This is a genomic window from Mycolicibacterium wolinskyi str. Jessa 2025, from assembly GCF_049241375.1.
Classification (GTDB): domain Bacteria; phylum Actinomycetota; class Actinomycetes; order Mycobacteriales; family Mycobacteriaceae; genus Mycobacterium; species Mycobacterium wolinskyi.
Genome location: NZ_CP185960.1, coordinates 3,997,426 through 4,010,498 on the forward strand (window position 1 = coordinate 3,997,426; position 13,073 = coordinate 4,010,498).

General features: G+C 67.7%; 13 protein-coding genes. 4 read left to right on the plus strand and 9 right to left on the minus strand.

Annotation, left to right across the window (positions count from 1 at the left end; all coding sequences use genetic code 11):
- Nucleotides 1–72: 72 nt before the first annotated feature.
- Both rapZ and uvrC read right to left on the minus strand, forming a co-directional pair.
- Nucleotides 73–957, minus strand: a complete 885-nt coding sequence (gene rapZ / locus ACOI2T_RS19675; protein ID WP_110775169.1) for an RNase adapter RapZ — start codon at nucleotides 955–957, stop codon at nucleotides 73–75.
- A 35-nt stretch (nucleotides 958–992) separates the two neighbouring features.
- The gene (gene uvrC, locus ACOI2T_RS19680) at nucleotides 993–3,095 is read right to left on the minus strand and encodes an excinuclease ABC subunit UvrC (RefSeq protein ID WP_409504742.1); all 2,103 of its coding nucleotides are present in this window, start codon (nucleotides 3,093–3,095) and stop codon (nucleotides 993–995) included.
- Nucleotides 3,096–3,145: 50 nt separating this feature from the next.
- On the opposite strand from uvrC, the gene ACOI2T_RS19685 reads away from it, so the two are divergent.
- Nucleotides 3,146–5,155 carry a gamma-glutamyltransferase family protein gene (locus tag ACOI2T_RS19685; protein WP_409504741.1) on the plus strand — a complete coding sequence of 670 codons (2,010 nt, stop codon included), beginning with the start codon at nucleotides 3,146–3,148 and terminating at the stop codon, nucleotides 5,153–5,155.
- Between the two features lie 11 nt (nucleotides 5,156–5,166).
- Nucleotides 5,167–5,634 carry a GNAT family N-acetyltransferase gene (locus ACOI2T_RS19690; protein ID WP_409504740.1) on the plus strand — a complete coding sequence of 156 codons (468 nt, stop codon included), beginning with the start codon at nucleotides 5,167–5,169 and terminating at the stop codon, nucleotides 5,632–5,634.
- Here ACOI2T_RS19690 and ACOI2T_RS19695 read toward each other — a convergent pair.
- From ACOI2T_RS19695 to ACOI2T_RS19710, 4 genes are all read right to left on the minus strand, one after another.
- Nucleotides 5,627–6,079 (minus strand): PH domain-containing protein, encoded by a 453-nt coding sequence (locus ACOI2T_RS19695; protein ID WP_067845821.1) that lies wholly within the window; start codon nucleotides 6,077–6,079, stop codon nucleotides 5,627–5,629. The two genes, ACOI2T_RS19690 and ACOI2T_RS19695, sit on opposite strands and share 8 nt — an antisense overlap.
- 8 nt (nucleotides 6,080–6,087) lie before the next feature.
- On the minus strand, nucleotides 6,088–6,570 hold the full coding sequence (gene ribH / locus ACOI2T_RS19700) for a 6,7-dimethyl-8-ribityllumazine synthase (protein ID WP_067845180.1): 483 nt from the start codon (nucleotides 6,568–6,570) through the stop codon (nucleotides 6,088–6,090).
- Nucleotides 6,567–7,892 (minus strand): bifunctional 3,4-dihydroxy-2-butanone-4-phosphate synthase/GTP cyclohydrolase II, encoded by a 1,326-nt coding sequence (locus ACOI2T_RS19705; RefSeq protein ID WP_067845179.1) that lies wholly within the window; start codon nucleotides 7,890–7,892, stop codon nucleotides 6,567–6,569. The genes ribH and ACOI2T_RS19705 overlap by 4 nt, the downstream gene beginning before the upstream one ends.
- A 98-nt stretch (nucleotides 7,893–7,990) precedes the next feature.
- Nucleotides 7,991–8,590 carry a riboflavin synthase gene (locus ACOI2T_RS19710; RefSeq protein WP_067845178.1) on the minus strand — a complete coding sequence of 200 codons (600 nt, stop codon included), beginning with the start codon at nucleotides 8,588–8,590 and terminating at the stop codon, nucleotides 7,991–7,993.
- A 126-nt stretch (nucleotides 8,591–8,716) separates the two neighbouring features.
- Between ACOI2T_RS19710 and ACOI2T_RS19715 the strand changes: the two genes are divergently transcribed.
- Nucleotides 8,717–9,430 carry an LppX_LprAFG lipoprotein gene (locus tag ACOI2T_RS19715; RefSeq protein ID WP_409504739.1) on the plus strand — a complete coding sequence of 238 codons (714 nt, stop codon included), beginning with the start codon at nucleotides 8,717–8,719 and terminating at the stop codon, nucleotides 9,428–9,430.
- Nucleotides 9,430–11,109: an MFS transporter gene (locus tag ACOI2T_RS19720; protein WP_409504738.1), complete on the plus strand. Its 1,680-nt coding sequence runs from the start codon at nucleotides 9,430–9,432 to the stop codon at nucleotides 11,107–11,109. Before ACOI2T_RS19715 ends, ACOI2T_RS19720 begins: the two co-directional genes overlap by 1 nt.
- A gap of 5 nt (nucleotides 11,110–11,114) precedes the next feature.
- On the opposite strand, the gene ACOI2T_RS19725 is transcribed toward ACOI2T_RS19720, so the two are convergent.
- From ACOI2T_RS19725 to rpe, 3 genes are all read right to left on the minus strand, one after another.
- Entirely contained in the window at nucleotides 11,115–11,273 is a 159-nt protein-coding gene (locus tag ACOI2T_RS19725; RefSeq protein WP_165765999.1) for a hypothetical protein, read from the minus strand.
- A 115-nt stretch (nucleotides 11,274–11,388) separates the two neighbouring features.
- Entirely contained in the window at nucleotides 11,389–12,372 is a 984-nt protein-coding gene (gene ribD / locus ACOI2T_RS19730; protein ID WP_409504857.1) for a bifunctional diaminohydroxyphosphoribosylaminopyrimidine deaminase/5-amino-6-(5-phosphoribosylamino)uracil reductase RibD, read from the minus strand.
- 20 nt (nucleotides 12,373–12,392) lie between these two features.
- Nucleotides 12,393–13,070, minus strand: coding sequence for a ribulose-phosphate 3-epimerase (rpe, locus tag ACOI2T_RS19735; protein ID WP_409504737.1), 678 nt, complete (start codon nucleotides 13,068–13,070; stop codon nucleotides 12,393–12,395).
- Between the last annotated feature and the right edge of the window lie 3 nt (nucleotides 13,071–13,073).

A 13,073-nucleotide genomic window follows, 5' to 3' on the forward strand; every position in this document is an offset into this window, starting at 1 on the left:
GCTCGCCTCCCACGCGCTCCGGTCCTCGCTCGTACCTCGCTGCGATCCTCACGCGCGCTCGGCTTCGGGGCGTCACTCGCGCCCCAGATCCCGATGCAACGCCCGCACCGTGAGCCCGTCACCGCCCTGCAACCGCTCCGCCAGTGCTTCGGCAATCGCGACACTGCGATGTTTACCGCCGGTGCAGCCGATGGCGACGGTCATATAGCGCTTCCCTTCCCTGCGGTATCCCGCGATCACAACGTCCAAGAGCCGATGGTAGGTGTCGAGGAAATCCTTGGCGCCCGGCTGACCGAGCACGTAGTCGCGCACGTCGGGATGTTGACCGGTGTGCGGACGCAGTTCGTCGACCCAGTGCGGGTTCGGCAGGAACCGCACGTCCATCACGGTGTCGGCATCCATCGGCAGGCCGTACTTGTAGCCGAACGATTCGACCGTGACATTGGTATAGGCGACGGTCTCCCCGCCGAACGCGCGCTCGATGCTCTCCCGCAACGCGGGCACCGACAGCTTCGACGTGTCGATCACGAGATCGGCGCCCGCTCGCACCGGCGCCAGCATCGCCCGCTCGGCGGCAATCCCCTCGGCCAGGGTCTGGTTGCCCTGCAGTGGGTGACTGCGCCGGTTCTGCTCATACCGGCGCACCAGGATGTCGTCGGAGGCCTCCAGGAAGAGCACGCGTGGGGTGATGTTGCGCGTGGCCAGATCGTGGCGCACCCAGTCCAGGTCACCGGTGAACCCCCGGGAGCGCACATCCATGACCACGGCCAGTTGGGTGATCCTCGACCCGGCCGCCAGCCCCAGCTCGACCATCCGCGCGATGAGCTCGGGCGGCAGATTGTCGGCGACATACCAACCGAGGTCTTCCAACACCTTTGCCGCCGTGCCACGCCCGGCACCCGACAGTCCGGTGACCAGAACGACGTCGATACCCGACTCCTCGTCCCCTTCGGCGATCCCGGTATCGGGACCGTTCTCGTGAAGGTCTCCGCTCACGTGCGGTCCGCCTGTTGCTCGCGCTCGTTCATCCCCGACCCCGTCATCACCCTGCGTCGATCATCCTCGATAACCATTGCGGGCGCGTTCGAATTCGCCTCGGCATTCACCTCAGCACCCGACCCGGACTCGCCCGGCACGCCCTCCCGCTGCGCCTGCGGCTCACTTCCCGGTTCGCCCGGCGGCCCGCCGAGCGCCTCAAGCACGGCTCGCGCGGTCGCCACGCCGATGCCCGGCACCGCCGTGATCTCCTCCACCGTGGCCTCCTTGAGCCGGGCAACCGAACCGAAATGCGTCACCAGCGCCTTGCGCCGATGCTCGCCGAGCCCGCGAACCGAATCGAGCGCGGACGCCGTCATGCGCTTCGATCGCTTGCTGCGGTGGAAGCTGATGGCGAACCGGTGCGCCTCGTCGCGCACCCGCTGCAGCAGATACAGGCCTTCGCTGTTGCGCGGGAAGATCACCGGATCCGGCTCAGAGGGTACCCACACTTCCTCCAGTCGCTTCGCCAGCCCGATCACCGCGACGTCGTCGATGCCGAGTTCGTCGAGCACCGCGGCGGCCGCGTTGACCTGCGGCGCACCGCCGTCCACCACGAACAGATTGGGCGGGTAGGCAAACCGTCTGCGACGCTGCTCACCGCCGGTGTCGGGCTGGGAATCGGTCACATGACGCAAGAAACGTCGCCGGGTCACCTCGGCGATCGAGGCGACGTCGTCGGAGCGGCCGTTACCCGCGGCTTCGCGGATCGCGTAATGGCGGTAGTCGGATTTGCGGGGCAGCCCGTCCTCGAACACGACGAGCGACGCAACGACGTCGGTGCCCTGCACATGGCTGATGTCGACACATTCGATACGCAGCGGCGCATCGGCCAGCCCGAGCGTGTCTTGAATGCTCTGCAGCGCTTCCGATCTCGCGTTGAAGTCGCCGGCCCGTCGCAGTTTGTGCTGGGCCAGCGCCTCGTGCGCGTTGCGCTGCACGGTCTCGGCGAGCGCCCGTTTGTCACCACGGACGGGAACTCGCACGCTCACCCGCGAACCGCGCAGGCCCGACAGCCACGTGGCCAACTCGTCGACATTGGGCGGCAACACCGGAACCAGCACCTGCCGCGGTACGGGATTCGTGGCCTCGTCGGCCGCGCCACCGAGTTCGGCCTGCTCACCGTAGAACTGGGTGAGAAACTGCTCGACCAACTGGTCCTGCCCGGATTGTTCCGGGTCGCCCGACTTTTCGACGATCCACCCGCGCTGGCCGCGCACCCGGCCGCCACGCACATGGAAGACCTGTACGGCGGCCTCGAGTTCATCGTCGGCGAATGCCACCACGTCGGCGTCGGTGCCGTCGCCGAACACCACGGCCTGCTTCTCGAGTGCCCGCTTCAACGCGGAGATGTCGTCGCGCAGCCGCGCCGCCCGCTCGAAATCCAACTCCTCGGCGGCGGCTGCCATCTGCTGCTCGAGATCCCTGGCGAGCCGGTCGGTCTTGCCCGCCAGGAAGTCGCAGAAATCCTCGACGATCTTGCGGTGCTGCTGCGCGGTAACCCGGCCGACGCACGGCGCCGAACACTTGTCGATGTAGCCGAGCAGACACGGGCGGTCGATCTGGTTGTGACGCTTGAACACTCCGGCCGAGCAGGTCCGCGCCGGGAACACCCGGGTGAGCAGATCGAGAGTTTCCCGGATGGCCCACGCATGGGAGTACGGGCCGAAATACCGGACACCTTTACGGCGCGGCCCCCGGTACACCATCAGCCGGGGGTATTCCTCGTTGAGGGTGACCGCGAGCACCGGGTACGACTTGTCGTCGCGATAACGGATGTTGAAGCGCGGATCGAACTCTTTGATCCAGTTGTACTCAAGCTGCAGCGCTTCGACTTCGGTATTGACGACCGTCCACTCCACGCTGCCCGCGGTCATCACCATCTGTCTGGTGCGCGGGGCGAGACCGGCAAGATCGGCGAAGTACGACGTCAGCCTGCTGCGCAGGCTCTTGGCCTTGCCGACATAGATGACCCGACCGTGCGGATCCCGGAACCGATACACCCCCGGCTCAACTGGTATCGACCCGGGCGCCGGCCGGTACGTCGCTGGATCGGGCACGGTTTCCAGGTTACTGCCGCGATCCGACGGAACTCCGCTACCGTCGAGGGGTGCGATTGCTGGCGTCCACACGGTCGGTCATCGCCCTGCTCAGCGGTGTCGTGCTGATCGCTGCGGGGTGCGCCGACGGCCCCGAACGGCCGGCCCGCACCGTTGCGGGCCCGTGCGAGATTGTGTCCAACGGCACACCGATGCCCAAGCCACCGGAAGCTTCACCCCCGCAGTCGGCCCCGCCGGCACCTGTCCCCGCCCCGCCTCCGACGAGCCGCGACCTCGCCACCCGACCGGAGGTCGCGACCGGCTACCGCAGCGACATGACGGCCGTGCGCACCGCCAAATACGCGGTCGCCACCGCGAATCCACTGGCCACCGAAGCGACCTGCAAGGTTTTGCGCGACGGCGGCACGGCGGCCGACGCGCTCGTGACCGCGCAGGCCATGCTGGGCTTGGTCGAGCCACAGTCGTCCGGTATCGGCGGCGGCGGATTCCTCCTGTACTACGACGCCGCCTCCGGCGCGGTACGCGCCTACGACGGCCGCGAGACCGCCCCTGCCGCTGCCGACGAGAACTACCTGCGCTGGATCTCCGACACGGACCGCACCGAGCCCAAGCCCGACGCCCGGGCGTCGGGCCGCTCGATCGGCGTGCCCGGCATCGTGCGCCTGCTCGACGAGGTGCACCGCGAGTACGGCAAGAAGGAGTGGCGCGAACTGTTCAACCCGGCCGTCTCCCTGGCGGACCGCGGTTTCGACGTCAGCCCCCGCTTGGCGGCGGCGATCGAGGACTCTGCGACCGAACTCCGGCTCGATCCCGCGACGGCCGCCTACTTCCTGAATGCGGACGGCAGCCCCAAGCCGGTGGGTACCCGCCTCACCAACCCGGCGTACTCGAAAACCCTGGGCGCCATCGCATCCGATGGGGCACAGGCGTTCTACAGCGGCGACATCGCGCGCGCGATCGTGGCGGCCACCGCCGACCCGGCAGGCGGCCGCACGCCGGGCATGCTGACCGAACAGGATCTCGCCGCCTACACCGTCAAACAGCGCGAACCGTTGTGCACGCCGTACCGCGGCCGCGAGATCTGCGGCATGCCACCGCCCTCGTCCGGTGGCATCGCGGTGGCCGCCACGCTCGGTGTGCTCGAACACTTCGCGATGGGCAACCACAAGCCGACCGACATCGATCTCAACGGCGGGCGGCCCACCGTCATGGGCGTCCACCTGATCTCCGAAGCAGAACGGCTCGCCTACGCCGACCGCGACCGCTACGTCGCCGACACCGATTTCGTCGCGCTGCCCGGCGGCTCGCCCGACACACTGTTGGGAAGCGCCTACCTCACCGGCCGGGCCGCGCTGATCTCCGAACAGCGCACCATGGGTACCGCACAGCCGGGCAACTTCGGCCCACCCATCACCGCACCGCCGCAACGCGAGCACGGCACCAGTCAGGTGAGCGTCGTCGACAGCTACGGCAACGCGGCCTCGCTGACCACGACCGTCGAATCCGCGTTCGGCTCGTTCCACATGGTGGACGGATTTCTGCTCAACAATCAGCTCACCGATTTCGCCGCCGAACCGGTCAGTCCCGAGGGCACGCCGGTGCCCAATCGGGTCGAGCCCGGCAAACGGCCACGCAGCACCATGGCGCCGACCCTCATGTTCGACAAGGGCACGGCCGGCCCGCCCGGGTCGAGAGGCCCGCTCTACGCCGTGCTGGGCTCCCCCGGCGGTTCGGTCATCATTCAGTTCGTCGTCAAAACCGTTGTCGGCGTTGTTGATTGGGGCCTGGACCCGCAGCAGGCGGTGTCGATGGTCGACTTCGGCGCCGCCAACACACCCAAGACGAACATCGGCGGCGAACATCCCAACATCAACACCTCCGGCCCGCCGGGACTGCCAGGTGATCACGACCCGCTCGTGAAGGGCCTACGCGCACTGGGCCATCAGGTCGACCTCGCCGATCAGTCCAGCGGTCTCTCGGCGATCGTGCGCGCCGAGCCCGGCTGGATCGGTGGTGCCGACCCGCGCCGCGAGGGTCTGGTGATGGGCGACCCGGGTTGACCCACACGCCCATGACGTACCGGGTGATCCGACTCACCGAGGCGGACTGGCGACTGTTCGCCGTCCTGCGGTTGCGTGCGCTGGCCGACTCGCTGGGGGTCGACGACCAGCACTATCGCCGCGAATCGAGATTCACTGCCGCACAGTGGCGCCGAAGACTACGCGATCACGCTCAATTCACCGCGGCGGTCGACGGGCGAGCGGTCGGCCTCATCGGCGCGCAGCAGCAGAACGCCCACACGATGTACCTGTATTCGTTGTGGGTCGATCCGGCGGCGCGTGGACACGGCCTGGCGCATCGGCTGATCGGCGCGGCCGTGGACTGGTCGCGCGGCCGGCGAGTCCAGACCGTCAAACTGCGGGTCGCGACCGACAACGCAGCGGCCCGCTACGTGTACGAGAGCCTCGGTTTCGATGTGGCCGACACCGAATCATCGGCCGGTGCCGAAGAATTGGCGATGACGCTGCGGGTCAGCTGAGGCCGGTGCGGTACTTCGCGACCAACTCCCTGACCTTGTCCATCGCGTCGACCGCGCGTCCCTTGTCGATCGCCTGGATCGCCATCACCGGGATGTACTCGTCGTCGGGCAGATCCACGCGGGCCCAGCGGGCGCCCCGCGGAAACGAGACATCGACGACGTCGGACCATGGGATGGTCCGATAGCCGACGAGATTGCGCACCGCCACGCCCGACGGTCCGACCCGCAGCCGGGGCCGGGCGAACATCAGCACCACACAGGCGATCACGGCACCGAGCAACGCGATCGCCACCTGATCGGCAGTGCGAAAGACGACGCCGGTGGACCCCACTTTGAGCAACGCGCCCACCGAGACGTGGGCCGCGAAGATGATCAATGCCGCCCCGTAGGCGAAAATCGGTGTGCGGTACGGGCGGATCTCGACGTCCCAGGTGTCTGCCGTCATCTGACCGGTCATGCGCGGGCGCGCAGCTCACGAAGGGTCAGTGCGGTCGACAGTGCGGCCGCTGCCGCCTGGGCGCCCTTGTCCTCGGTCGAGGACGGGAGGCCGGCCCGATCGAGCGCCTGCTCTTCGGTGTCGGTCGTCAACACGCCATTGGCCACCGGGGTCGACGCGTCCAGCGACACCCGGGTCAGTCCTTGCGTGACGGCATCGCACACGTAGTCGAAATGCGGTGTCTGGCCACGGATCACCACACCGAGCGCCACCACCGCGTCATGGGTGGCCGCCAAAGCCTGGGCCACCACCGGGATTTCGATCGCACCGAGCACGCGGACGACGGTCGGCTCGGCGATGCCGGCATCGGCGGCAACCTTGCGCGCACCGTCGAGCAACGCATCGCAGATCTTGGTGTGCCACGTACTGGCCACGATCGCCAGTTTCACATTCGAGGCATCGATCTGCGGCAGTTCGGGAACGCCTGCGCCCCCACTCATTTATCCGCCACACCCTCGGCACTCGGCGGGCGGCGGTCCCCCAGCAGGTACACCGCCTCGTCGTAATCGTCCATGCTCACCGCTTCGTCGTAGTCGTCCAGGCCGACAAGGTCATGGCCCATGCGATCCCGCTTGGTCATGAGGTAGCGGATGTTCTCCGCGTTGGCCCGCACCGGCAGCGGCACCCGCTCGATGATGTGCAGGCCGTAGCCGTCCAGTCCGACGCGCTTGGCCGGATTGTTGGTCAGCAGCCGCATCGACCGGATACCGAGGTCGACCAGGATCTGTGCGCCGATGCCGTAATCGCGTGCGTCGGCGGGCAATCCGAGCATCAGGTTGGCGTCGACGGTGTCCTCGCCGGCGTCCTGCAACTGGTAGGCCTGCAGCTTGTGCATCAAACCGATGCCGCGGCCCTCGTGCCCGCGCATGTAGAGGACCACGCCGCGCCCTTCGCGTGCGACCATCGCCATCGCGGCGTCCAGCTGCGGGCCGCAGTCGCAGCGCCGCGATCCGAACACGTCACCGGTCAGGCATTCGGAGTGCACGCGGACCAGCACGTCGTGACCGTCGCTGTTCGGCCCGGCGATCTCGCCGCGGACCAGGGCGACATGCTCGACATCCTCGTAGATGCTCTTGTACCCGACGGCGCGGAACTCGCCGTGCCGGGTCGGGATCCGCGCCTCGGCGATGCGCTCGATGTGCTTTTCGTGCTTGCGCCGCCACTCGATGAGGTCGGCGATCGAAATCAGCGCCAGGTCATGGTCGTCGGCGAACACGCGCAACTCGTCGGTGCGCGCCATGTCGCCTTCGTCCTTCTGGCTCACGATCTCGCAGATCGCACCCGCGGGTTGCAGACCGGCCAGCCGAGCGAGGTCGACGGCCGCCTCGGTGTGGCCGGGGCGCCGCAGCACACCACCGTCCTTGGCGCGCAACGGCACCACGTGGCCGGGTTTCGTGAAGTCGTCGGCAACCGTGTCGGGGTTGGCGAGGGCACGCATCGTGGTCGCCCGGTCGGAGGCCGAAATGCCGGTTCCCACATCTTTTTTCGCGTCAACGGTGACGGTGTATGCGGTGCCGTGCTTGTCCTGGTTGACCGCGTACATCGGCAACAGGCCCAGGCGATCGCAGATCTCGCCGTCCAGCGGCACACACAGATAACCCGACGTGTAGCGCACCATGAACGCGACCAATTCGGGCGTGGCCTTCTCGGCGGCGAAGATGAGGTCGCCCTCGTTCTCGCGGTCTTCGTCGTCGATCACAACCACGGCTTTGCCCGCCGCGATATCGGCTATCGCCCTCTCGACGGAATCGAGCCTGGTCATCTGCGCCACCTTGCCTGTTCAGTGCGACGTTCCATACGTGGAACCATCGTCGTCGACTCCAGTATGAACCACCGAAAACCAGCAGTTATTGCCAGCTCTTACTGAGCGGTACGGCTCATCAGCCGCTCGACGTACTTGGCGATGACGTCGACCTCGAGGTTCACCTGCGCACCGACGTCCGCGTGGCCGACCGTGGTGAGCTCACGCGTGGTCGGGATCAGCGACACCTCGAACCAGTCGTCGCCCAAGCCGGAGACGGTCAACGACACCCCGTCGACGGTGATCGAACCCTTCTCGACCACATACCTCGACAGCGCCTCGGGCAGGCCGATCCGCACAACCTCCCAATGCTCGGACGGCGTGCGCGAAATCACATGTCCGGTGCCATCGACATGCCCCTGGACGATGTGTCCACCGAGGCGGCTGTTCACGGCCGCGGCACGTTCCAAATTGACGCGGCCGCCGACCTCGAGCTTCTGCAGGCTGGACCGGTTGAGGGTCTCGGCCATGACGTCGGCGGTGAAGATCCCGTCGGGCCGGATGTCCACGACGGTCAGACACACGCCGTTCACCGCGATCGAATCCCCGTGCCGCGCGTCGGCGGTCACGATGGGCCCGCGGATGGCCAACCGCGCGGCATCGGCGAGGTCCTCCTTGTCGACGAGGACGCCCAGCTCTTCAACGATTCCGGTGAACACGAAGACCAGAGTATTCAGTCGGTGACCGGTTGGAGAAAACGGATGAGGACGTGAGGAGCGAAAAGACGGCCGCGCACGTGAGGAGCGAAAAGACAGTTCGTCGCGGCAAGCCTCTACGATGCAGTCATGCAGACGCGCCCACGCTTCGCAGTCCAATCCTTGCTCGCCGTTCTTTTCACCTCCGTTGCGCTCATCGCGGGGTGCTCGTCGTCGGAGAAGACGTCCGACGCTCCGCTTCCCGACGCCACGACGCTGTTGCAGGAGTCCTCGGCGGCGACCAAGAGCCAGCAGAGCGTGCACCTGCTGCTGACCGTGCAGGGCACGATCGAAGGGCTGCCGGTCGAGAAACTCGACGGTGACCTGACCAACGCTCCGGCAGTCGCCGCCCAGGGCACCGCAGATCTCATCGCGTTCGGCCAGAAGATCGCCGACGCGCAATTCGTCGTCGCCGACGGCAATCTGTACGCCGCGCTCACGCCCGGTGACCCGCTGTCGAACTACGGCGCGGCCGCCAACATCTACGACGTCTCGGCCATCCTCAACCCCGACACCGGCCTGGCCAACGTGCTCGCGAACTTCAGCGACGCCAAGGCCGAGGGCCGTGAGTCGATCAACGGCACCGAGGGTGTCCGCGTGACCGGCAACGTCAGCGCCGACGCCGTCAACAAGATCGCACCGCAGCTCAAGGCAAGCGGTCCGGTGCCGGGCACCGCGTGGATCACCGATGACGACAAGCACACCCTGCTGCAGGCCAAGCTGGAGCCCACGCCAGGAAACAGCGTCACGATGACCCTGTCGGACTGGGGTAAGCAGGTCACTGTCACCAAGCCCGCTCCCTGATGCGGACCGCTGACGCGGTGACATCCCGCGGAAACCGCACGATCGCGATCAGCGCGGGCAGCCTCGCCGTGCTGCTCGGCGCCCTCGACACCTATGTCGTGATCACGATCATGGTCGACATCATGAAAGACGTCGGCATCGCGATCAACAAGATCCAGCAGGTCACGCCGATCATCACGGGTTACCTGCTCGGCTATATCGCCGCCATGCCGCTGCTCGGCCGCGCGTCCGACCGGTTCGGCCGCAAGATGCTGATCCAGGTGGGGCTGGCCGGTTTCGCGATCGGATCGGTGATCACCGCGCTGTCGGGTGATCTGACGACGTTGGTCATCGGCCGCATCGTGCAGGGCACCGCGAGCGGTGCGCTGCTGCCGGTCACGCTGGCCCTGGCCGCCGATCTGTGGTCGGCGCGTAACCGCGCCGGGGTGCTGGGCGGGGTGGGTGCCGCGCAGGAGTTGGGCGCGGTCCTTGGCCCGGTCTACGGCATCACGTTGGTCTGGCTGTTCAGCCACTGGCAGGCGGTGTTCTGGGTCAACGTGCCGCTGGCCGTCATCGCGATGGTGATGATCCACTTCAGCCTGCCGCCACGGGACAAAGACCAACCCCCGGAAAAGGTCGACGTCGTCGGCGGTGTGCTGCTGGCGATCGCGCTCGGCCTGGCCGTCGTGGGTCTCTACAACCCCGAACCCGACGGCAAGCAGGTGCTGCCCAGCTGGGGTCTGCCGGTTCTGGCCGGTGCGTTGATCGCAACGGTCGCGTTCTTCGCGTGGGAGAAGGTCGCCAAGACCCGGCTGATCGAGCCGGCGGGCGTGCACTTCCGGCCGTTCCTGGCGGCCCTCGGCGCCTCGCTGTGCGCCGGTGCGGCGTTGATGGTCACCCTCGTCAACGTCGAGCTCTTCGGTCAGGGCGTGCTCGGTCAGGATCAGAACGAAGCGGCGTTCCTGTTGCTGCGGTTCTTGATTGCATTGCCCATCGGCGCGCTGTTCGGTGGCTGGCTGGCCACCAGGATCGGTGACCGGGCCGTCGCGTTCATCGGTCTGGTGATCGCGGCCGGCGGCTTCTGGCTGGTGTCGCACTGGTCGATCGACGTGTTGTCGGCGCGCCACGACCTGGGCCTGTTCAGCCTGCCGGTGCTCGACACCGACCTCGCGATCGTCGGTCTCGGGCTCGGCCTGGTGATCGGCCCGCTGACCTCGGCGACGTTGCGCGTGGTTCCGCCCGCACAGCACGGCATCGCGTCCGCGCTCGTGGTGGTCGCCCGCATGATCGGCATGCTGATCGGCATCGCGGCGCTGTCGGCGTGGGGTCTGTACCGGTTCAACCAACACCTGGCGACCCTGGCAGCGACCAACAACGCCGGTCCGATGTCGCTGGCCGAGCGGCTGTCCGCACAGGCCGAACGGTATCGCGAGGCGTACGTGATGATGTACGGCGACATTTTCTTGATCGCCGCCGTCGTGTGCATCATCGGCGCGGTGTTGGGCCTGTTGATCAGCGCCCGCCACGAGCATGCCGACGACGTCGAACCGCCTTCCGGGCCACGCCGCGACGACGCGGATTCCGACGATGCGCCCACCGAGCTGCTGGACCTTCCGACGCAGGCACTTCCGACCCAGTCGACCGATGAGACGGTTCGGTTACCGGGTCAGCAGCCGCCGGGTCGGCACCGCGCGCCCTGACAAGGTCAGCAGCGCTCGACACCGGGGCGCAGGAGCCGCGGCAGCTCTTCGCCGGTTTGCGGTCGTTTGCCGGGCAGGACGACACGGAGCGGAGCGCACACCAGGCTGCGGACCGCGCGTGGCGTTAGCGGGGAGATACTGAGCCAGTCCTGCAGTGCAGTCACGCTCGTTTTCCTTTGCTCGTGTTCACCCAGCGCATGTCGGCAGTGAACGCGCTTTGGTACGAGTGTACCGAGGCACCGGCCGCAAAACCGGTGTCGACCGGGCCGTCGGCGCCTGTCAGTTGGGTACGAGACTCAGTAAGACGTCGGGGCCGATCGCCTCGATCCCGTCGAACCGCCAGCGTTGCGCGTGGGCGATGCTGAGGACACCCACGTCGTCGACTGCGGTGATCGGCCCGCCGAGCAGAATCGGCGCGACGTACGCCAGGATCCGGTTCACCACACCGGCCCGCAGGAATGCGCCCGCCAATGTCGGCCCGCCCTCGACCAACACGTCGGTGCGGTCGGCGAGCGACCGGATCACCTCGTGCGGGTCGTGGGTGCGGATCACCATGGTGCGCGAATCATCGTTGAGCACTTTGGAATCCGACGAGACCTCGCGCTCGCCCACGACCACGCGCAGCGGCTGGCGGTCGGCCAAGGTGCCGTCGGGCAGCCTTGCCGTCAGCGCCGGATCGTCGAAGAAGACGGTGCCGGTACCCACCACGATGGCCTCGGCGACCGCGCGCCTGCGGTGCACATCGGCCCGTGCGGCCTCGCTGGTGATCCACTGACTCGATCCGTCGGCCGCGGCGCTGCGCCCATCCACGCTCGTGGCGAACTTCCACGTCACGTGAGGGAGCCCCGTGCGTTGCTTGTGCAGCCACTCGCGTAACGGCCCTCGGGAAACCTCGTCGGCCAGCACCCCGGCGGTGACCTCGATGCCCGCATCGGCCATCCGTGCCGAGCCGCCTGCCGCGACCGGGTTCGGATCGCCGACGGCGTAGACGACGCGCGAAACCCCTGCCGCCACAAGGGCATCGACGCAGGGCGGGGTGCGGCCATGATGGTTGCACGGTTCGAGCGTGACGACCGCGGTGCCGCCTGCGGCCCGGTGCCCGGCGCCTTGCAGTGCCATCACTTCGGCGTGCGGCCCGCCCGGCGGCTGAGTCCCGCCGATCCCGGCCACCTGCCCGTCGGCGTCCAGTATCACCGCACCCACCGGCGGATTGGGATATGTCGAACCCTTGACCCGCTCGGCCTGCTCGATGGCCAGCCGCATGGCGGCCTCGGGCTCAGCGGTCACAGTGTCAGGTGCTTGGAGGCGCTTGCGGCCTGCTGCCGCAGGGATTTCACCGCGGCGGCGGGATCGGCTGCGCTGTAGACGGCGGACCCGGCGACGAAGCAGTCGACTCCCGCCTCGGCCGCCTGCGCGATCGTATCGGCGTTCACGCCGCCGTCGATCTCGACGACGACCGTGAGCTCACCGGAGTCCACGAGCCGGCGTGCCGTGCCGACCTTCGCCAAGACCTCGGGGATGAACTTCTGGCCACCGAAACCCGGCTCCACCGACATCACCAGCAACGTGTCGAACTCCCGGAGGATCTCCAGATACGGCTCAAGTGGGGTGCCGGGCTTCACCGAGAGACCGGCCTTGGCGCCGGCCGCGCGGATGTCACGGGCGACGGCGACGGGATTGTCGGTGGCCTCCGCGTGGAACGTGACGTTGTACGCGCCGGCCTCGGCGTACGGCGGCGCCCACCGCTCCGGGTCCTCGATCATCAGATGGCAGTCCATCGGGATGTCGGTGACTTTGAGCAGCGACTCGACCACCGGCAGGCCGAGCGTCAGGTTCGGCACGAAGTGGTTGTCCATCACGTCGACGTGCAGCCAGTCGGCGCCGGACACCGCGGCCACCTCGTCGGCGAGCCGCGCGAAATCCGCGGACAGGATGGAGGGCGCGATGAGCGGTTCAGCCATGTG

What these genes read in the sequence shown, in the direction of transcription:
- ACOI2T_RS19695 (WP_067845821.1), bottom strand. Translation starts at nt 6,079, where the DNA reads ATGACGGCAGACACCTGGGACGTCGAGATCCGCCCGTACCGCACACCG.
- ACOI2T_RS19720 (WP_409504738.1), top strand. Translation starts at nt 9,430, where the DNA reads ATGCGGACCGCTGACGCGGTGACATCCCGCGGAAACCGCACGATCGCG.
- ACOI2T_RS19715 (WP_409504739.1), top strand. Translation starts at nt 8,717, where the DNA reads ATGCAGACGCGCCCACGCTTCGCAGTCCAATCCTTGCTCGCCGTTCTT.
- ACOI2T_RS19705 (WP_067845179.1), bottom strand. Translation starts at nt 7,892, where the DNA reads ATGACCAGGCTCGATTCCGTCGAGAGGGCGATAGCCGATATCGCGGCG.
- ribD (WP_409504857.1), bottom strand. Translation starts at nt 12,372, where the DNA reads ATGCGGCTGGCCATCGAGCAGGCCGAGCGGGTCAAGGGTTCGACATAT.
- ACOI2T_RS19690 (WP_409504740.1), top strand. Translation starts at nt 5,167, where the DNA reads ATGACGTACCGGGTGATCCGACTCACCGAGGCGGACTGGCGACTGTTC.
- ribH (WP_067845180.1), bottom strand. Translation starts at nt 6,570, where the DNA reads ATGAGTGGGGGCGCAGGCGTTCCCGAACTGCCGCAGATCGATGCCTCG.
- rpe (WP_409504737.1), bottom strand. Translation starts at nt 13,070, where the DNA reads ATGGCTGAACCGCTCATCGCGCCCTCCATCCTGTCCGCGGATTTCGCG.